This window comes from Maribacter aquimaris (assembly GCF_014596745.1).
GTDB lineage: Bacteria > Bacteroidota > Bacteroidia > Flavobacteriales > Flavobacteriaceae > Maribacter_A > Maribacter_A aquimaris.
Genome location: NZ_JABTCF010000001.1, coordinates 856,557 through 877,797, shown reverse-complemented (window position 1 = coordinate 877,797; position 21,241 = coordinate 856,557). Strand labels below are relative to the sequence as shown.

General features: G+C 42.0%; 16 protein-coding genes. 11 read left to right on the top strand and 5 right to left on the bottom strand.

What is annotated here, in order from left to right; all coding sequences use genetic code 11:
• Positions 1–759: 759 nt before the first annotated feature.
• From HPE56_RS03795 to HPE56_RS03760, 8 genes are all read left to right on the top strand, one after another.
• Positions 760–1,218 (top strand): C2 domain-containing protein, encoded by a 459-nt coding sequence (locus tag HPE56_RS03795; RefSeq protein ID WP_188242415.1) that lies wholly within the window; start codon positions 760–762, stop codon positions 1,216–1,218.
• A 217-nt stretch (positions 1,219–1,435) separates the two neighbouring features.
• Entirely contained in the window at positions 1,436–2,089 is a 654-nt protein-coding gene (gene upp / locus HPE56_RS03790) for a uracil phosphoribosyltransferase (RefSeq protein ID WP_188242414.1), read from the top strand.
• 145 nt (positions 2,090–2,234) lie between these two features.
• Positions 2,235–3,539, top strand: a complete 1,305-nt coding sequence (locus HPE56_RS03785) for a TolC family protein (protein ID WP_188242413.1) — start codon at positions 2,235–2,237, stop codon at positions 3,537–3,539.
• A 28-nt stretch (positions 3,540–3,567) separates the two neighbouring features.
• A complete protein-coding gene (locus HPE56_RS03780; RefSeq protein ID WP_188242412.1) occupies positions 3,568–4,644 on the top strand; it encodes an efflux RND transporter periplasmic adaptor subunit in 1,077 nt (358 codons plus the stop codon).
• A gap of 104 nt (positions 4,645–4,748) precedes the next feature.
• Entirely contained in the window at positions 4,749–7,943 is a 3,195-nt protein-coding gene (locus HPE56_RS03775; RefSeq protein WP_188242411.1) for an efflux RND transporter permease subunit, read from the top strand.
• 151 nt (positions 7,944–8,094) lie between these two features.
• Positions 8,095–8,400: a hypothetical protein gene (locus HPE56_RS03770; RefSeq protein WP_188242410.1), complete on the top strand. Its 306-nt coding sequence runs from the start codon at positions 8,095–8,097 to the stop codon at positions 8,398–8,400.
• A 21-nt stretch (positions 8,401–8,421) separates the two neighbouring features.
• Positions 8,422–8,628, top strand: coding sequence for a YgaP family membrane protein (locus HPE56_RS03765; protein WP_188242409.1), 207 nt, complete (start codon positions 8,422–8,424; stop codon positions 8,626–8,628).
• Positions 8,629–9,132: 504 nt separating this feature from the next.
• Positions 9,133–10,011: a helix-turn-helix domain-containing protein gene (locus HPE56_RS03760; protein ID WP_188242408.1), complete on the top strand. Its 879-nt coding sequence runs from the start codon at positions 9,133–9,135 to the stop codon at positions 10,009–10,011.
• Between the two features lie 5 nt (positions 10,012–10,016).
• On the opposite strand, the gene HPE56_RS03755 is transcribed toward HPE56_RS03760, so the two are convergent.
• From HPE56_RS03755 to HPE56_RS03740, 4 genes are read right to left on the bottom strand one after another with little or no spacing between them, the layout of a single operon-like run.
• Positions 10,017–11,213, bottom strand: a complete 1,197-nt coding sequence (locus tag HPE56_RS03755) for an AGE family epimerase/isomerase (protein ID WP_188242407.1) — start codon at positions 11,211–11,213, stop codon at positions 10,017–10,019.
• A gap of 20 nt (positions 11,214–11,233) precedes the next feature.
• On the bottom strand, positions 11,234–12,421 hold the full coding sequence (locus tag HPE56_RS03750; protein ID WP_188242406.1) for a glycoside hydrolase family 130 protein: 1,188 nt from the start codon (positions 12,419–12,421) through the stop codon (positions 11,234–11,236).
• A complete protein-coding gene (locus tag HPE56_RS03745; RefSeq protein WP_188242405.1) occupies positions 12,418–13,827 on the bottom strand; it encodes an MFS transporter in 1,410 nt (469 codons plus the stop codon). The genes HPE56_RS03750 and HPE56_RS03745 overlap by 4 nt, the downstream gene beginning before the upstream one ends.
• Before the next feature lie 30 nt (positions 13,828–13,857).
• The gene (locus HPE56_RS03740; RefSeq protein WP_188242404.1) at positions 13,858–14,904 is read right to left on the bottom strand and encodes a glycoside hydrolase family 26 protein; all 1,047 of its coding nucleotides are present in this window, start codon (positions 14,902–14,904) and stop codon (positions 13,858–13,860) included.
• Positions 14,905–15,312: 408 nt separating this feature from the next.
• On the opposite strand from HPE56_RS03740, the gene HPE56_RS03735 reads away from it, so the two are divergent.
• The 3 genes from HPE56_RS03735 (at position 15,313) to HPE56_RS03725 (ending at position 19,466) form a co-directional block, all read left to right on the top strand.
• Positions 15,313–17,034 carry a GMC family oxidoreductase gene (locus tag HPE56_RS03735; protein ID WP_188242403.1) on the top strand — a complete coding sequence of 574 codons (1,722 nt, stop codon included), beginning with the start codon at positions 15,313–15,315 and terminating at the stop codon, positions 17,032–17,034.
• A gap of 3 nt (positions 17,035–17,037) precedes the next feature.
• Entirely contained in the window at positions 17,038–17,760 is a 723-nt protein-coding gene (locus HPE56_RS03730) for a gluconate 2-dehydrogenase subunit 3 family protein (protein WP_188242402.1), read from the top strand.
• A gap of 65 nt (positions 17,761–17,825) precedes the next feature.
• On the top strand, positions 17,826–19,466 hold the full coding sequence (locus HPE56_RS03725; RefSeq protein WP_188242401.1) for a sulfatase family protein: 1,641 nt from the start codon (positions 17,826–17,828) through the stop codon (positions 19,464–19,466).
• On the opposite strand, the gene HPE56_RS03720 is transcribed toward HPE56_RS03725, so the two are convergent.
• Complete coding sequence (locus HPE56_RS03720; RefSeq protein ID WP_188242400.1) at positions 19,460–21,241, bottom strand: arylsulfatase; 1,782 nt, start codon at positions 21,239–21,241, stop codon at positions 19,460–19,462. The two genes, HPE56_RS03725 and HPE56_RS03720, sit on opposite strands and share 7 nt — an antisense overlap.

Here is a 21,241-nt window from a genome sequence, read left to right as displayed (position 1 = left end):
ACTATTGAAATCCGAGGATATAATACAATTTTGGAAGGTGCCAAGGAAAAGTAAGGCCCTTGATCCATTGTAGTTTAACGATAAATTGATCAGTGCCCATTGGTCAATTTTGTTTGGTTGTTGATAAAAGCATTCGTCTATTGGCGGATGCTTTTTTATTCCATAACCTTATGGGCGAAATACACCAAACCATGGATCAAGAACAATTTCTGGGTATTTGGATATTTATGCAAATAATCGAGTTAACCTAATAGGAAATATTCTGCATTTTTAACGGCTCTGAACGGAATCCTAAAGAAGGAACGGCCTATTTTCGATTTCGTTTTAAATCAAGTGGTTTCCGCATTGGGCGGAGGAAGCCGTCCATAGAGCATTTCACTTTAGTGAAAGCGGCCTGGACGGTGTGGCCGCGAATTTTATTTGCTTTCGTCAATGTGGGTCTTGATAAAGTGGCCATGCTACGGCTGGCTCCTCTAAACCATGGTATACCATACCTTGGTTTTTCGGCCCTGTTTCTTTTTTATTCATCGGCATGTCTATTGTTTTTTAACGGTATTCATGAATGCTATGCATTTGAGGCAATGCAAAAAAGAACAGAACACGAACTTCGGGATAGTTTATACTTTCTTTTTCTAATTCGCACCCAACTTTTGGGATTGACCCCAAACCATTCCCTTTGAACCTTTCACCTGATCATAATCATTGTACTTGATTGATTACTGGAATAATTTCGTCCAGATATAGTTAAAAGATGATATCATGAAAAAAATAGTGCTTTTGGTCGTATTTGCTGTACTGGGAACCAGTTTTATAACCGCCCAAAAAGGAAGTAGGGGGTGGGGACAAAATTCCGACTACGGTAGAATGTACAACCCGAATACAGTGGAAACCCTTACAGGTACGGTAATTGGGGTTGAGAGAATAGCGCAGAACAATAAAATGTCCCAAGGCCTATATTTGAGTGTAAAAACCAAAACGGAAACGATATCGGTTCACTTGGGGCCAACATGGTATTTGGACAATCAAGTTATTCAATTTCAAAAAGGGGATGAAGTACGCATAACAGGTTCTAGGATAACCTTCCAGAATGCGCCCGCCATTATAGTAAAAGAAGTTGAGAAGAATGATCATATCTTAAAACTTAGGAATGATAATGGATATCCCGTTTGGAGTGGATGGCGAAAAAAAGGCATGGGAAGAAGAATAGGGAATAGTTAATGGGTTCAATGTCCCAACATATTCAGGCTAACTATTGGTAAAAGGTCTGTTAGGGGCAAAGCACTGCTTATCCATTTTAGGATTTTGGTTACGTGGGCTGTGCAATATTGAAAATCGGGGAAACATAATCGAATAGGATTAGATCCTATGGATTTTTCTTTTTTTGGTAATAAAAACTATCAATTATGACGTATTTTAGAAGCTAAAAACAAGGTTTATGATATTACATGATTTTGAGTCCGGATTTTCAGTGTTGAATCGTTTTATTGCCGAAATCCGTGATATCGAGATTCAGAAAGATCCCATGCGATTCCGACGGAATATCGAACGCATCGGAGAGATTCTGTGTTATGAAATGAGTAAGACCTTGGGTTATGAAAACAAGACCGTACAGACCCCACTAGGGACCAAGGATATCGCATTGCCCATGGATGATCTTGTGCTCTGTTCGGTATTGAGGGCAGGAATCCCATTGCATTATGGGTTGTTGAATTATTTAGACCGTGCTGAAAATGCCTTTATTTCGGCCTATAGGCACCACCCCAATGGAGGGGATGATTTTGAGGTCATTGTAAAATATTTTGCAGCACCCAGCCTGGATAACAAAACCTTGGTACTGACCGATCCCATGTTGGCTACGGGTAGAACCTTGGAGAATGTTTTGAAGGCACTGGAAAGTCATGGACAACCCAAACAAATCCATATTATTTCGGTAATTGGATCTAAACAAGGTGTAGACTATATAGAAAAGGTCTTTCCTAAAGGCACACATTTATGGATCGCGGCCATTGATGATGAACTGACCAAGAAGGGGTACATAGTTCCCGGACTTGGGGATGCAGGCGATTTATCCTATGGGGTTAAACTTTAGCTTATCCATAGCATATTTGGCCTATGCCAATGATCTGATTTTCCCGGAACGACTTTTTTGGGTAACAAATGTTACAAACCAAGGTAACATAAGTTACTGTTAGGTAATGTAACACCTTCTAATTTTACCATAAATTAATTGAGTGATGAGGAGAATACTTTTAATACTTGCATTTTTCATTGTTTTAACGGGAATAAAGGCACAAGAAACAGTCTTGATTACCAAGGATGAGGTGCTTACTAAAGTGCTTGAGGGGAATAATACCCTCAAAATATCGGAACAGGAGGTTTTGGCGGCCAAGGGGGACTATATGCAAAGTAATGCTGTGTTGCTGCCCAATATCAGTATTTCCCATACAGGGATAGCCACTACAAATCCGTTAATGGCCTTTGGTTCAAAGTTGAACCAGGAAATATTGACCCAAGCTGATTTTGACCCCCTATCACTTAACGATCCCAAACAAATAGAGGATTATGCTACGCGTATCGAAGTACAACAACCTTTGTTGAATTTTGATGGACTCTACCAGCGAAAAGCGGCTAAAGCCAAATGGAACGCCTCACAAATGCAGGCAGAACGCAAGCAGGACTATATACAATTGATGGTCGATAAGGCCTATATGCAATTACAACTATCCTATAAAACGGTTGAAGTGCTCGAAAAAGCGAAAGAAGCGGCCCTTGAGAATAAAAGGTTGGCCGATAATAGCTTTAAACAGGGGTATTTACAAAAATCGGATGTTTTGGCCGTTCAGGTACGGGTTACTGAGATCGATAACCAGCTTCAATATGCCCTAAGTAATATTAAAAACGCCTCGAACCAATTATCGGTTTTGATGAATGATCAAAGCTATAGCATTTTGAAACCTGCAGATTCATTGACTGTTCTTACCCAAGATGTGGATTTTGATGTTTTGCCGGAAAACAGGAAGGATATTCTTGCCATGTCCTCAGCCTCTGAGGCCTATCAGCAAATGTACAGGTCCGATAAAATGAGCTTCCTGCCACGTTTGAATGCTTTTGGTACGTACGAGTTACATGATGATGGTGTGTTTCAGGCCGATGCGGAAGGCTATCTGTTCGGGGCCGAATTGAAATGGGATATTTTCGAAGGCTCAAAACGTTTTGGCAAGGCAAAGAAAAGTAGGGCCGAATTCGAAAAATCGAAATTGGAACTCAATCAATATAAAGCGGAAAGTCAGGTAGAGCTGAATAGGGCCATACGTATGCTTCAAGATGCCAAAAACAACTTGGGGCTTACGGCTCTTGCCTTGGAACAGTCAGGGGAATCGTTAAGGATCCGAACCAATAGATTTGAACAAGGATTGGAGAAGACCACTGATTTATTGATGGCGGAAACCCAATATGCCCAAAAGCGGCTGGAGTATTACGCTACTATTTTTCAACATAACTATGCACTGGCATATGTACAATTTTTAACCAAGGAATAATTCAACAGTAAAAAAAATAAACATCAAGATGAGGAATACGTATTTCATAGGATTGATCACGCTTGCACTTTTCATTGCCAGTTGTGGGGATGGGAAAAAGAAAAACATGGCGGAGAATACCCCAATAATAAAGGTGTCGGTAAATTCGGTATCCGAAGAAGGTGGGGATTCTTTCTTAACAACGAGCGGTAAGATCGAAGCCGTAAACAGTGCCAATTTGAGTACCCGAATGATGGGTTATGTCGATAGAATATATGTAAATGTGGGCGATAAGGTAAAAAAAGGACAGCAGTTGATCAGTATCAGCAATGCCGATCTTTCAGCAAAATTGGCCCAGGTGAATGCTGGTATTACCGAAGCAACGGCAGCATATACCAATGCGGAGAAAGATTACAACCGGTTTATGGCATTGTTCAGTGAAAATAGTGCCTCCCAAAAGGAATTGGATGACATAACAGCCAATTATAATATGGCCAAAGCCCGATTGGAAGCAGCCAAGCAGATGAAGAATGAGGTAAACGCCCAATTTTCATATGCCAATATTCGAGCGCCTTTCAGTGGTATCGTAACCAATAAGTTTATCAAGGAAGGGGATATGGCGAATCCCGGAATGCCTTTGTTGGAAGTGGAGTCACCTGGAAAATTTCAAGTAATGGCCATGGTTCCTGAAAATGAAATACTCGAGATCAAGGCCAATACCGAGGTGGATGTGATATTAAAATCCTTGAATGAAACGGTTAAGGGGAAGGTGGTTGAAATTAGTACATCGTCTAAGAACACTGGGGGACAATATTTGGTCAAGGTGGTTTTAGACAAGACCGATGCAGGGATTTTATCGGGCATGTATGCCACGGTACGTTTTCCTGTTGCCCAGAAAAAGAATGCCCAAACGGTTATGATCCCAAAAGAAGCGATCATCAACAATGGGGAACTAACGGGGGTTTATACCGTTAGCCAGAGTAATACGGCCTTGTTGCGATGGTTGCGATTGGGTAGATCCATGGGGGACCAGATAGAGGTGCTATCCGGTTTAACATCCGATGAACAATATATCGTATCGGCGGAAGGCAAATTGTATAATGGGGCCAAAATCAGTATCCAATAGTAAATTTTGCGTTAGGGATTGAGCCATTGTTGGAGCTCTTTTTAGTATAAAAAAGCGACTGGTGAAAGCCCGCCCGAACGCCCAAAAATTAAATAATCAATAGAATGAAGGAAGGATTAGCTGGCAAAATCGCCAAATTATTCATTGGATCTAAATTAACAGTACTTCTGATGATCGTGTTTATGGTCATTGGGGTTTACAGCTCCTTTTTAATACCTAGGGAAGAGGAACCCCAGATCGATGTGCCCATGGCCGATATCTTTGTGGGATACCCAGGGGCGAGTCCGACAGAAGTGGAATCCAGGGTTACGAAACCCTTGGAAAAACTGATTTCGAACATCAAGGGAGTCGAGTATGTGTACTCTACCTCAATGAAAGAACAGGGCATGGTCACTGTGCAGTTCTATGTGGGGGAGGATATAGAGCGGTCATTCGTTAAGCTCTATAATGAGATCAATAAACATATGGACATTATGCCACAGGGTGTCACTTTCCCTTTGGTAAAAACGCGTGCCATTGATGATGTGCCCATGTTGGGGCTTACCTTATGGAGCGATACGTATGATGATTATCGCATTAAGTTGATTTCCCAGGAGCTTACCGATGAGATTGAGAAAATCAACGATGTGTCGGTGGTTAAAAAAATCGGGGGCAGAAATAGGCAATTACGGGTGATACTCGATAAGGAAAAGATGGCCGAAAGTGGTTTGGATTTTCTTGGTGTGGCCCAAATGATCAAGGCCAATAACCAGCAATTGGGTGGTGGTTCCTTTGATAAAAACGACACGGAGTTCACGGTTACCACCGGTAAATTCCTGGAAACGGCCGAAGATGTGGAGAACTTAGTGGTTGGCGTTCAACAAAATAGGCCAATTTACTTAAAGCAGATCGCAAGCATTCAGGACGGACCTGAGATTCCTAAGGATTATGTGGCGTTAGGCTTTGGACAAGCCAGTGAAAAGGCGGTTGATTTTAAATCCGAGTATCCTGCAGTTACGATTTCCATTGCCAAACGCAAGGGAGCCGATGCCATGAAGATATCCGATATCATATTGGATAAGGTAGAGCATTTAAAAAAGAATCTGATTCCGGATGATGTTCATGTGGAGGTAACCCGTAACTATGGGGAAACAGCCTCCCATAAGGTATCCGAACTTTTAATGCACCTTATTGGGGCCATTGTCGCTGTGACCTTTGTGGTAATGTTGGCCATGGGCTGGCGGGGTGGCTTGGTCGTGTTTTTATCGGTCCCCATCACTTTTGCCCTTACCTTATTGAGCTACTACATGCTCGATTATACCCTGAACCGAATTACGCTTTTCGCTTTGGTATTCGTAACCGGTATTGTGGTCGATGATTCCATCATTATTGCGGAAAACATGCACCGTCACTTTAAAATGAAACGCTTGCCGTTTAAACAGGCGGCTTTATATGCGATCAATGAGGTGGGGAATCCGACGATCTTGGCGACATTCACCGTAATCGCATCGGTACTGCCCATGGCATTTGTATCGGGTTTAATGGGGCCTTATATGAGTCCAATGCCCATTGGTGCTTCGATAGCGATGTTATTGTCACTTTTTGTGGCACTGACGATAACTCCTTATTTGGGGTTTGTCTTCCTTCGGGAAAAGGAAAAAAAGGGAAGCAAGGAGAAAGCGGAGATAGCGATGGAGGATTCTTTTATCTATCGTATGTATGAAAAGTTTGAAAAACCGCTGATCGAGGATAAGAAGAAAAGGTGGCTGTTTTTAGGAATAACGTTCATATTGTTAATAGCCTCAGTGGGCTTGTTCTTTACCAAATCGGTTGCCGTTAAAATGTTGCCTTTTGATAACAAGAACGAGTTTCAGGTGGTCATTGATATGCCCGAGGGCACTACCTTGGAACGTACCGGAGTGGTGACCAAGGAAATAGCACAGTATTTGGCTACCCGAAGCGAAGTGGTGAATTACCAGACGTATGTGGGTACATCGGCCCCGATTACCTTTAATGGGCTTGTGCGACACTATGACCTGCGCGGTGGCAGTAATATGGCCGATATTCAGGTGAACCTTATCGACAAGGGAGAACGAAGCGAACAGAGTCATGAAATAGCCAGTTTGTTGCGTCCCGAGATCCAACGCATAGGGAAGCGGTTCAATGCCAATGTGAAAATCGTCGAGGTACCACCAGGGCCTCCAGTACTTTCTACCATTGTGGGTGAGATTTATGGTCCGGATTACGATACACAAATAGATGTGGCCAACCAAGTCCAGAATATTTTGAACAAGACCCAGGACGTGGTTGATGTGGATTGGATGGTAGAGGCCGATCAAATCGAGTATGAATTAATAATCGATAAAGAGAAGGCCATGTTGTACGGCGTAGCACCACAACAAATAGCCCATACGATGAATATGGCGTTGTCCGAAAGATCCGTGACCAATTTGTATGATGAGGATGCGGCCCATCAAGTAGGTCTGGTCTTGGCCTTGGATGAGAAAGAGAAGTCGACCATTGGTGATATTACACAATTAAAGGTCAAATCACAACAAGGTCATATGGTCACCATAGGTGATTTGGTCACTATAGATCAGAAGACAAGGGCAAAAAGCATTTATCGCAAAAACCAAAAAAGGGTGGTATATGTTATGGCCGATATGGCCGGGGAGTTGGAAAGTCCCGTATATGCCATTTTAGGGATGACCGATAAGCTGAAACAAATAAACCTTCCTCAAGGTTATTCCCTGGATGAGTTGTACATAAAACAACCTGATTTTGAAGACAATTATACCGTTAAATGGGACGGTGAGTGGCAAATTACGCTGGAAGTTTTTAGGGACCTGGGGATTGCGTTTCTAGGGGTCATTATCATCATTTATATTCTGATCGTAGGTTGGTTCCAGAATTTTAAGGCACCGGTGGTTATGATGGTTGCCATACCGTTATCTATGGTAGGTATTGTTTTGGGACACTGGTTGTTGGGGGCTTTCTTTACGGCTACCTCCTTTATCGGAATGATTGCCCTTGCGGGTATTATGGTGAGGAATTCCGTACTGTTGATCGACTTTGTAAATCTGCGATTGGCCGATGGTATACCCATCAAACAGGCGGTTATTGAGGCTGGTGCCGTACGTACCGTACCCATTTTATTGACTGCGGGTACTGTGGTTATCGGGGCCTTTGTAATATTATTTGACCCTATTTTTCAAGGATTGGCCATATCACTTATGGGAGGAACGATCGTGTCTACTGTGTTGACGCTTTTGGTTGTACCCCTGGTGTACTATATGATTGAACGTAAAAATTATAAATAATATTGGATGAAGCGGGTATTGATAAATAGTGAAGGGAAGTCCATAAGGAGCGATTTTACTATTCTCCATACCGGAACGTAGTTGTGGTATACGTTCTTACCCCATCTTTGAGAAGGATGGAGGAAGTACAATTAATTTAAAATATAAAGGTATGAAGCTATTAATGGTAACTGTTGTTGAGCAGTATGAAAAGCAGGTCATGGACCTTTTTAAAAAGGCTGATATTGAGAATTTCAGTGGTTCTGATATTGATGGTTATAAAAATCCTATTTCCTTATTGATGAAATCGAGTTGGTTCCCTAACGTTAAGGGAGGGGTGGAATCCAGTTTGTTTTTCTCTTTTACCAATGAGGATAAGATCGATGCACTTTTTGAACTGATCAAAGAGTTCAATGGGAGTTTGGAAACCAATAATCCCATAAAGGCGATTGTTGTTCCTGTAGAAAGAAGTATTTAAAATCAATTAAAAAGAAATCTTATGTTGAATACCTATTTTAGGGCCTTAGTAGGCGTGTTTATTATGGCGAGTGTTATTTTGGCCGTTTACGTAAATATCAATTGGTTATGGTTTACGATGTTCATAGGGGCGAATATGTTCCAATCGGCCTTTACCAAATGGTGTTTGTTAGAGAAGATATTGCTGAAATTAGGGATTAAGAAAGAGGCTGGCGGGAGTGCGGCTTAGGTTTTAGGGCACTGCATATGGTTTAGTTGGTCGAACCTAGCTCTTCATGTTGAAACTCTTGGGGTGCAACGTCCAATAGCTGACCCGTAATGATTATGGCTGATTATCGGGGAGGGATTGTCGTAATCGGTGATTCACAAAAAAACAACACCTTTGTCGGTTGGGAGCAAAGGTGCTGTACAGGATAAAAAAAACTAACTCAATAAACTAATTTTAATCTTATGTCAATTCAATTTTGTCTTATTCTATGTAGGAATATGACCTATAATTCCCATATTGGCCCTATTATATTCGCTTGTTAGAGGTATAAGGCATATCATATTTTAGCAATAGATAACTCAAAATAATAAATCATTCATATATTCAGGAATATTTTATTAAATTGCTAAGACCTAATAATATGTGATATCCATTACCTAATCAAATCTAACTAAATAAGTTAGGTTCTATTGCCAATATTTTGTCATTTGGGTAATGTATAGCTTCAAAAACAACCTATGGACAATGGATATATTAAAAAAAATTCACAGGGAGATTGTCACACTTTCTTCAGAGGACAGTTTTGTGGTAGAGGACAGGACCAAGGAGTTTTTTGATTATCCTATGCATTATCATCCAGAGATGGAGTTGAACTTCGTTTTAAACGGAAAAGGGGTGCGTAGGTTTATTGGGGATTGTATGGAGGAAATCGATGATATAGAATTGGTTTTGGTAGGTCCCAATTTATACCATGTTTGGGAACAGCATAATTGCACGAATAAGAAAGTAAGGGAAGTTACCATACAGTTTCACAGTGACCTTTTTGGTGAAGCGATGATGAACCGAAGTGTGATGAGGCCTATTCGGGAAATGTTCCAAAGGTCCTCCCATGGTATTCTTTTTTCCAAAGAGATATCCTTGGCTATGAAGAATAGGTTGTTGAGGGTATCCAAAATGGGCGGTATGGATAATTTCATGGAATTGTTTTCGATTCTATATGATTTGGCTATTTCGAGAAATCAGCGTCTACTATCGACCTTGACCCCTGAACCACCCCATTTTGAACATAATAATAAAATCAAAAAACTGTACGAGTTCGTACAGCAGAATTACGCCCGTAAAATAACCTTGACCGAGGCGGCGGATCTTGTTAACATGAGTAATGTTTCCTTCAATAGGTTCATTAAGAAAAGAACAGGGAAAACCTTTGTGGATTATTTGAACGAGGTACGTATTGGATATGCCTCAAAGTTCTTGATTGAAAGGGATTTGGCTATTTCTGAAATCGCTTTCATTTGTGGCTTCAATAGTATTGCCAATTTCAATAGGGTTTTTAAGAAAAACAAAAAAAGGACGCCTACTGAATATCGTGATGATTTTATAGGCATTAAGAGGGTATTATAAAGGCCTTAACCCTTTATCATTGATATTACTTCGATAAGAGCCCTGGAATTGTGGTAGGGGCATTTCCAAGGACCTACTTTGTCTTCACAAGGGTACGGTGCCCCATCAACATCCACCCTAAAAAACCATTCACCATTTTTATGGTCGATAATATGGTTTTTGATGAACTGCCAGACTTTAAAACCCATATTGAAAAAGGAATCGTCATTCGTGATTTTCCATGCATACACCAATCCTACCATGGCTTCGGCCTGGGGCCACCAATGTTTGTCGTTATCCAGTTTTTCGGTCATGGGGTCTATTGCATTGATCACGCCATAATCCTGATCTAATGCCTCTACTACAAAAGTATTGGTAACCGAGTGTAGAAGGTCCTCGGTTTTCTTTTGAAGTTCCGGGTCGCCGATGGTTTTTGCCCCGTGGATCAATAGCCACGCCGTTTCAATATCATGACCGAAAGATATCTCAGAGGAAAGTGATTGCCAATCGTTGGTGAAAAATAAATCGAGATGATTGTTTTTCTTGAAAATCCGGTTTAAGAACAGGTCATAAATCCCCAGGAGCGCATTTTTGACTTTAGGGTCCTTGGTTACCTCGTAGAGTGTTGTGTAAGCCTCAAGTATGTGTAAATGGGTATTGGTGGTTTTTGGTGCATTTAATTCCTTATCACTGAGCCTAAGGTCTTCAATGGAACCCCATTTTTCATCAAAGGCTTCAATATAGCCTTTTAAATTGGGGTCGTAGGAATATGCTTCCAGTAAATCGAATAGTTCCATCGCCCAAGTAAGCGCTTTGGTATTGGTGCAATATTTATAGTATTCCGCCAAGGCATAAATACAAAAGGCCTGGGCGTAAACTTGTTTTTTTGTGTTCGTAGCACAACCCTTGTAATCAACTTCCCAATACACGCCTCCTAAATCCGCATCCCTAAAATAGTCATATAAATAATCGAAGGCCAATTCACATTCCGCATCGTATCTGTTGTCTTTATAAAAATTATTGGCCCTCGAGAACGTCCAAAGGATACGGGTATTCAGGATAATTCCTTTTGGAGCCTTCTTAATGATATGGTTGTTGTGGTCAATGCGACCTACAAAACCACCAAATTCCATGTCCTTGGTGTTGTTTTTCCAAAAATCAAGAATATGGAGGAGTTCCATTTCCAGTTGGGCCGAAACTTCAATAGGGTCATTCAATGTCATATGATTGTGATATTACCTTTTTAATAAAGTCCTTTGTTCCTTTTGATCAATTTATTGATGTTGTCAACGGAGCCTGAAGAGGATAAGTTGTCCTTTGGGGTATTCTTACAATAATCCACCAAGATATCCAATGTCGATTTCGCAACGTGCATACGGGTGTCGGAAGATGCGTAATAAATATAGACATCACCGTTGGCATCGGGTATCCATCCATTTGAAAAGAGCACATTCCCTACATCCCCTATGATCTCATGGTCATCAGGAGCCATAAAGTATCCTGCTGGTTGATAAATAACCTTGGTGATATCGTCAAGGGCAGTCATGAACAAATAGAGTACATATCGTAGACCGGAAGCCGTATTTCTTACCCCGTGGGCCAAATGTAACCAACCCTCCTTGGTCTTTATAGGCGATGGCCCTTGTCCGTTCTTGAGCTCGTATACCGTATGATATTCCTTTGGATTGATAATGACCTCATTCGCTACTTGGGGATGCTTCATGTCATCAATGTATCCCAATCCTATTCCTCCACCGGCACCCGTCTCGATAAAGCCATCTTGTGGTCTGGTGTAAAGAGCATACTTACCGCATACGAATTCGGGATGTAGGGTTACGTTCCGCTGCTGATTGGAATCGGATAGCAAATCCGGCAAGCGCTCCCAGGTTTTTAAATCCTTCGACCTGATAATACCAGCGTTGGCGATAGCTGATGATGTGTCACTTTTAGGTGTATTGGGGTCTTTTCTTTCGGTGCAGAAAATGCCATAGACATATCCGTCTTCATGCAAAGTGAGACGCATATCGTAAACGTTTATGTCGGGATTGTCTGTTTTGGGGAGTAGTAAGGGTTCTTCCCAAAACTCAAAATTATCAATGCCATTTTCGCTCTCGGCAAATGCGAAAAACGATTTTCTGTCTTTCCCCTCAACCCTTACGGCCAAAACATATTTATTGTTCCATTTTATGGCCCCGGCATTGAATGTGGCATTTATGCCTATTCGTTCCAAGGCATGTGGGTTAGTGTCTGTGTTGAGGTCATATTGCCAATGTATCGGGGCATGGGCAGCCGTTAAGATGGGATGCTTGTATTTCGTAAATAAACCTGAAGGTTGTGGCAATGGAATGTTTTTCCTGCCAATCAGTTTTTTATAGTCGTCGAACAACTTTTGGATCAGGTTGTTATTTGAATGGTTTTTGTATTTGGTCATAGTGGGTCATTTGTGGTTAATTCGTTATTTCTTCTAAGGGTCAACTCCTTGTTGATCTTTATCATGTATTTGTCATCAAGCCTATAGAAAATCATAAAAATGGCTGATAAAAGAGCGCCAAGGGCAGGTAAAACACTCATCATTAAGCGAATCCCGGTCTTAGCCTCTTCGGTTTGGTCTATATTGGCTTCAAATCCGTAATAGGCCAAGATCCATCCGGTAAGGGCTCCTCCCAATGTCCAACCCATTTTTTGGGACATCGAGGATGATGAAAATATGAGTCCGGTTGCCCTTCTTCCAGTTTCCCATTCCGAATAGTCAGCTATATCGGCGTACATTGACCAGAGTAGGGGAAAAACGATTCCCGCGCAAATACTGATCAAAAATTGAAATAGGAATATGAAAAAGAGCTGGTCTGCATCAAAAAGAAAGAAAATGCAACTCAGGATCGTTGCCATGAACATGGCAGCCATAAAGGTTCTTTTTTTGCCAATCGCGTCTGAAATGGGTTTTGCAAGTACGACCCCAATGATGTTCGCAGCTTGCCCAAGTACTAAATAAAGGGTGCTAAAGGTTAGGGGTACATTTAACAAGGGCAGTTGAAATGCCTCTTGTGTATCGAAATAATATTTAAAGTAATAGATGGTAGAGCCATCCCGAATCGAATTGAATATCAAAGTGAATATACCAGCACCCAGTAAGATAAACCAAGGTGCATTTTTTGCTAAATTCCTTAAATCAGCTTTTAAGGCTGTTTTTTGCTCTTTAGGGGGTTGGATCCTTTCTCGGGTAAAGTAAAATGTGCCATAAAAGAGAATCGCAGCGATAATACCATAAATGGTCATTGTTTGTTGCCATCCTTTTTGCGGATTCAATACTCCTTGGTCATTCCCCAAAAATTCTACTAAGGGCTCTGCCGTTGCCAATACTAGGATACTTCCGGTAAAAGCGAAAATAAATCGGAACGAAGCCAAGGATGTGCGGTCTTTTAGGTCGGAGGTCATAACCCCCAGTAGGGAGGCGTAGGGTACATTCACGGCCGTGTACACAATCATCATGAGGCAATAGGTTACATAGGCGTAGACTATTTTGGAGGAGGTCGTTAGGTCGGGGGTCGTAAAGGTCAATACCCCGAAAAGCGCAAAGGGAATCGCCATCCACAGTAAATACGGTCTGAATTTTCCCCATTTCGTATTCGTTCGATCGGCAAGAATACCCATGATGGGGTCGTTAAGGCCGTCAAAAATCCGGGTAACCAAGAACATGGTTCCTACTACGGCTGCGGATATGCCAAAGACATCCGTGTAGAAAAACAAAAGATATACACTGAACATTTTCCAGAACATCGAAGATGCAAAATCGCCAAAACCATAACCTACTTTTTCCTTTAATTTTAGTTTCTCCATATTTTCTATTCTTGCTATCGGTTTACGGTACTACCTTATTTTTTTCAATCCTTTAAGGAAAAGCACATTCGGCAACGATTCGAATTGTTTGAAATCAGCACTGCTTTTTTGACCTTTGAACGGTACGTAGTAATGATTGGGCCAGGCATTTCTCCAAAAAAGTGCCCAAGAAATGCCCTTGTCGGCAATATTTTTATCGAGGACCTGTGTCCACCAGTTTTCTTCCGTCACCATATTCAATCCCCCTTCGGTCATTGCATATGGTTTGTTTTTTCGCTTGGCGATCTTGCCCAGTAGGGTAAGATTGTCATTTAGCAATCGAATGTATTCTTCCGTACTGTTCTTGTGGTATAGGTCTATGCCCAAAATATCCACATATTCATCCCCTGGATAGTATCTTAAGTATTCTTCCTCATCTTTGATGGCATCCGTCGAATAGCAGTAGAGAAGGTTGTGGACATTATTTTTTACGGTAAGGAATTCGAAGGTTTCTTTCCATAGCGTTTTGAACTCCTCCGGTGTGCAGTTTCCATGACCCCACCAAAACCATGAACCGTTCATTTCGTGGTACGGTCTAAAAACTATGGGGATTGATTTTCCCGACTGGGTCTTGAGACTTTGCATAAAATCGGCAACCTTGATAAGCCAAGCCCTATATTTGGGGTGTAAGGCCCCGCCATCTAAAACTTGGGATACCGCAGGTGAGGGGTCCCAGGCCGAATTTTTGGTCACCGGATTGTCAGGATGCCAACTCAAGGTGATGATTCCTCCCTTTTTGTGTGCTTTTTTTATCAGTTTGGCCATAAGGTTGAAGTTGACCGTATCCAGGTTTTGGGTGTGGCCCAATTCAAGGTGTCCCAGTTCAAAACCATAGACCCCGGGAAAATCCCCCGCAACCTCGTTGACATCACTTTTGTAGACATTGCCATCGTTTTTCCATCCCATACCGTAGGCAGTGGCATCTTGGTGGCCAAAAGCATATCCGGACTTTGGTATTTCCTTGATTCTCATCAATAGGTGTTTCGCTGATGGATCGGCCTTTTGATCAGCCAATACTAGGGAGGTTGATTGCTTCATGAGTCCCGTTTTACAGGAAAGTACGGTTGAACCCAATAGGGCGAAAATCAAATATTTATACAGGTGTTTATGCATGAATCGGTATTCAGGGAAATAATCGGTTTATCTCTGAAAATAAAATTATCAATACCCTTTAGTTTTATTCTATACTATTTTGTCATAAACTGGTCGAAATACCTCAAGGCTACATATTGTACTTGCAAAAAAGCCATGTATTAATGTGTATTTAATAATCAAGAGGGTATTTGATTATGAATTATATCGATAGAAGTGGTTGTTTGATTGAGATTATTTTATCAAAAGTTTATCTTTTTGTTTCAAATTTTATTTTGTTGAAATCTGTTGGTCTAAAAAAGTGCGGATTTAAATGTATAATTTTTAACTTGTCGCTATAAGCGATTATCAACTATGCAAATAAAAGAATCAACAGAAGTCTATGATGTGATAATTGTAGGCTCAGGAGCTGGCGGAGGAATGGCAACCAAGCAATTGGCGGACGCCGGATTCAAGGTTGCAGTGGTAGAGGCCGGCCCTTTTTTCGACCCTAAGGATTTAGAACAAATGACCCAATTTAAGTGGCCTTACGAATCCCCCAGAAGGGGAGCGTCCAAGACAAGGGCTTTCGGGGAATGGGATATGGCCTATGGCGGATGGGAGATTGAGGGGGAACCGTATACCCATGCCGAGGGTACAAAATTTGACTGGTTTAGATCCCATATGCTCGGGGGTAGGACGAATCACTGGGGACGTATTTCCTTGCGGTTCGGGCCGAGGGACTTTAAACATAAGGATGTTGACGGGCATGGGGACAACTGGCCCATAAGCTATGAGGATGTTAAGCCTTATTACGATAAGGTGGATAAGTTGATCGGGGTTTTCGGAACTAAAGAAGGGCGCCCTAATGATCCCGACGGATTTTTTCTTCCACCTCCCAAACCAAGATTACACGAACTGTTTTATATCAACGGAGCGAGAAAATCGGGGGTCCCCGTGATTCCGGGACGACTTTCCATGTTGACAAAGAAAATTAACAATGAGCGGGGGGTTTGCTTTTATTGCGGCCAGTGTTCACGTGCCTGCTCCGTTTATGCCGATTTCTCATCAGGGAGTTGTTTGATATTCCCTGCGCAGAAAAATGGAGGTCAGATAAAGATTTTTGTGAATTCCGTAGTGCGAGAGGTCACCACCAATGAAGAGGGTAAGGCAACTGGGGTTTCGTACATCAGTAAGGATGACCGAAAGGAATATAAACTGAAGGGAAAAGTCGTTGTACTTGCGGCTTCGGCCTGTAGCTCGGCGCGCATTTTGTTGAATTCGAAGAGCAAACAGCATCCCAACGGCCTCGGGAATAGCAGTAACTTAGTGGGTAAATACCTGCATGATTCAACGGGGTCAAGTAGGGTTGCCTTTATTCCGGGTTTAATGAATAGAAAAACGTCATACAATGAAGATGGCGTGGGAGGTATGCATGTATACTCCCCTTGGTGGGGCGATAATTCCAAATTGGATTTCCCAAGGGGTTACCATATTGAAATATCGGGAGGCATGTCTATGCCCAGTTATGGTTTTGCTTATGACCCCAATGAATTCAATAAGTTCTTTGGTTCAAAGGTTGGGGGATATGGCGATTCCCTACGGGACGATGTGAAAAAGTATTACGGGGCTGTAGTAGGTCTTGCCGGAAGGGGAGAGGGTATTGCCAGAAAGGACAATTATTGCGAGATAGACCCGACGACGGTGGATAAGTACGGAATTCCAGTATTGAAATTCAATTACCAATGGTCCGATCTCGAGAAAAAACAGGCCAAACATATGCAGGATACGTTTGAAGAGATCTTTCATAATATGGGGGGCGAACCTTTGGGTGAAAAACCAGGGAAAGAAAAAGACTATGGTTTATTGGCCCCTGGACGGATCATACACGAAGTGGGTACCACTCGTATGGGCAATGACCCAAAGACATCGGTGACCAATAAATACCAGCAATTACATGATGTGGACAATGTTTTTATTGTCGATGCGGGACCCTTTGTGTCCCAAGCGGATAAGAATTGTACCTGGACGATCCTGGCACTATCATGGAGAGCCTCGGATTACATTATTAAGCAGTTGAAACAGCGGAATATTTAGATTATGGATAGAAGAAAGAGTATACAGGCAATGATCCTAGGGGCCGGAGCTGGGGCCACAGGGTTGATCTTTAAAGGATGCAAGACCGATGAAGGTCCAACTGTTGAGGAAAACATAGCTACGGGTGCTGAGGAGTTTTTTGGTAGAACGCCCGAGGAATTGAAATTGATCGAGAAATTGAATGCTGAGCAATTGTTCAATACGCATGAAATGGAGACCATTGCTGTTTTAAGTACGGTAATCCTTCCCCCTAAAGAACCCCACGGCGGTCCGATTGAAGCAGAAGTGCCCGATTTTATTGAGTTTATCGCCAAGGATTATCCTGAAATGCAGGATACTTTGTTGGGTGGACTAATGTGGTTGGACCATACAAGTAATACGACTTTTGGTGTTGAGTTTAAAACGGCGACTTTGGAACAGCAAAAACAAATATTGGATACGATTGCCTTTCACGATGTTGAGGTACCCTTGGAGGAGCAGCCGATGGAAATCCAGTTTTTCCATATGATGCGAGGATTAACGGTCACGGGGTATTACACCTCTAAGGTAGGGATAGCCGATTTGGGATACAAGGGTAACATGCCCAACGTTTGGGATGGTGTACCTGAAGATGTTTTGGAACAACATGGGGTGTCCTATGATCCGGAATGGATCGCCAAATGTGTGGATCAAAGCAAACGCGGCATTATTGCGGAATGGGATGAGGAAGGGAATTTGTTAACCTAGATATAATCCTGATAGGGGTATTGCCGTAATTTCCCCTTGAACCGTGAAAACACAAATTCGTAATAATGATTTCATTAAACCAATTGCAGCAATTTGCATACTTAAGTCTTACCTTAGGTTTGGTATGGTCTTGTCAAAATAAAACAAAAAGCATTGAAAAGCATAGTACACCACCACCCAACATCATTTGGTTGGTGGCCGAAGACCAATCACCCGATTATTTCCCTATGTATGGGGATAGTACCATCTCCTTACCAAGTCTGGAAAGTCTGGCGACCGACGGCGTTGTTTTTGACAATGCGTTTGCTCCCGTTCCTGTTTGTGCCCCTGCACGTAGTGCATTGATCACAGGGATGTATCCTACCACTTTGGGCACCCACAATATGCGGAATTACAAGGCTTGGGACAACAAAAATGAACCACTGATCAACATTCCCAACTACACGGCCATTGTTCCCGAGGGGGTTAGGATGTTTACGGAGTACCTTAGGAAAGCTGGGTATTATTGTATCAATGGTCCCAAGGAGGATTATAATTTCGCCAAGACAGAGGCCGCATGGGATGAAAGTAGTATTGAAAATAAACACCATTGGCGCAAAAGAAAGAAGGGTCAACCGTTTTTTGCAGTTTTCAACTATGGGGTTTGCCATGAATCACAGATATGGGTACGGGGAAAGGATTCATTGTTTGTTGACCCCAGCGAAGTACCGGTACCTCCCTATTTTCCTGACAATACTATAATTCGCCATGATCTTGCGGTAAATTACAGTAACCTAAAACGAATGGACGATCAAATAGCCAAGGTGATTGCCCAATTAAAGGAGGATGGATTATACGAAAACAGTATCATTTTCTTTTATGGCGATCATGGAGGTCCTTTTCCAAGACAAAAACGATCCTTGTATGATAGTGGTGTAAAGGTCCCCCTGATTATTAAATTCCCGAAAAACATCAATGCCGGTAGTAGGGATGACCGATTGTTCAGTTTTGTCGATTTTGCCCCAACGATGCTTTCTTGGGCAGGTATAGAACCACCAAAGGTAATGCAAGGGAAGGCACAATTCGGGAAATTTGAAGTTCTCGAAAAACCAAAATACACCTTCCATACTTCTGACCGATTTGATGAACTGTATGATCGTTTGCGTGCTGTACGTTCCAAACGCTATAAATACATCAGAAGTTTTAATACCCAAATAAGTCATGCTATGCCTATAGCCTATAGGGAGCAGATGCCAATGATGCAGGAATTGCGAAGGTTGTATAAAGCGGGTGAATTGACTGACGGACAATCCTTTTGGTTGCATCCTTCAAAACCTTCGGAAGAACTTTATGACCTGCGGAATGACCCTTATGAATTGGTGAATCTAGCCCTAAGGCCAGAATTGCGGGACACCCTCATCAAGATGCGGAAAGTCTTAAAGAATTGGATAAAAAACACCAATGATTTAGGCCGATATCCTGAAATGGAATTAATTGAAAAATGGATGCCCAACGGGAAAGAATTACCATTGCCTCCCTTGGAGATGGAAAATGTCGAAGCGGGTATATCGCTCATTTCAAAGAAAGCCGATGCCACCATTATTTGGAGACAGCCCAATGATTCGGTATGGCACATTTATGATGAACCCTTGCCTGAAGGAATCGATTTTGAAGCTAAAGCCGAACGTATTGGGTATTTGGATTCCGAAGTATTAATAAATTATTGATTATCGTGTATTCGCCTAAACTGCAATAGTCGTATTTCGGGTGCTTGCTTGCCTTTGATTTCCAGTGCTTTTAGTGTCAAGGCACCCCTTCCTTTTTTAAGGTCTATGGTTCCGAGCTTTATAGGGATGAAATCCTTCACATAAGATTCCATTCGTGGATCTCGATCATGTTCCATACCCATCAATGGTGGGTTATGTGCTTTATTGATTAATGAGGACAATGCACTATCGCCAAAATTCAATTCCAAGGTAGTGCCGATACTTTCTTTAGGGCATGTATAATACAGTTCAACTTCAAATTTACCATCGGCCAAAACTTCCACATCCCATGTGATTTTATCATCAACACTGGTCCAATGGGTAAAAAAGCTGCAATTCGGCCATTGATTACTTCGCGCTATGGTACCATGGGGTATACCATCGCGGGCAGGAATTTGGGTGTAAGTAAAGTTGGGATGCCCTAAAGTAATGGGTCTTTCCCCTTTTTGAACGATACTTCCGTTAAGTTGCGTCTCCCAATTGTTTTTTATAACGACTAAGGAGTCGAGCAGTCGGGGCATTGTGGCTGCGACGTTATTTTTCTGGCCTATATCATTGGTCATATCATAAAGTCGGTTTTTATCATCCAATCTATATTTTTGGGTTCTTATACTTGTCTTGCCCTGCCAATGGTTTATTATGGTTCGTGGTCCCCAAGATGGGGATGCATCAAGAAGTAGGGGTTTTAAGTCCATTCCATCTATTGGATATTCGGTTTGGTAATCAATAGAGGCCAAACTCGCGAGGGTAGGTAAAATATCGATGGCACCTGCTATATCGTTTACACTTTTTCCTTTTGGGATATGGTTTTTCCATTGTACAAAGAAAGGTGTGCGTACGCCCCCTTCGTCCGTTGATCCCTTTTTACCACGCATGCCACCATTCCATCGCCAACCATTGGGGCCGTTATCGGATAGGTAAATGACAATGGTATGCTCTTCCAAACCAAGTTTTTTCAGTGTGTCGGTAATGCGTCCAACATTCCAGTCAATATTTTCAACCATGGCCAAGGCAGCTTTGGTAAAATTAACGGATTCTTCTTCAGAGCCTTGGTATTTCATTTGTAAGTCCTTGTTTTCAAAAGGGCCCCAGAACCCATCAGGTACTTGCATAGGGCTATGGGGCGTGTTAAAAGGTAAATAGAGGAAGAAAGGTTCGTTTTTGTTTTTCTCGATAAAGGCCAGACCATGGTCGGTTAGATCATCAACTAAAAATCCATTTCCTTTGACAATAGCCCCGTTATGTTCCAGCATTGGACTGAAATAATTTCCCCAATGTCCTGAGGCAAAGCCGTAATAATCATCAAAACCCCGTGCATTTGGGTGATAGGGCGGTTGCATACCATTGTGCCATTTGCCGTAAGCCGCGGTATTGTATCCCGCTTTTTTGAATATTTCGGCAATAGTGGTTTCTCCTAAATTGAATCGTTCACCCCCAGCTGAGGTGGAATAGACCCCAATTCTTGCTGCGTACCTTCCTGTTAACAATTCCGCCCGAGTTGGCGAGCATACAGGTTGCACATAAAAATGTTCAAAGGAAACACCATTTTTGCCAAGTGTATCAATATTAGGCGTTGAAAGGTTGGTATTGCCGGAATAACTTAAATCACCCCATCCTTGATCGTCGGACATGATCAAAATGATATTTGGTTTTCTTTCTGAAGACAGCTCTTTTTTTATTTTTTTAGAACATGAAATCGTCAAAATGACCAAACAAATACTAAATACATGTCTCAT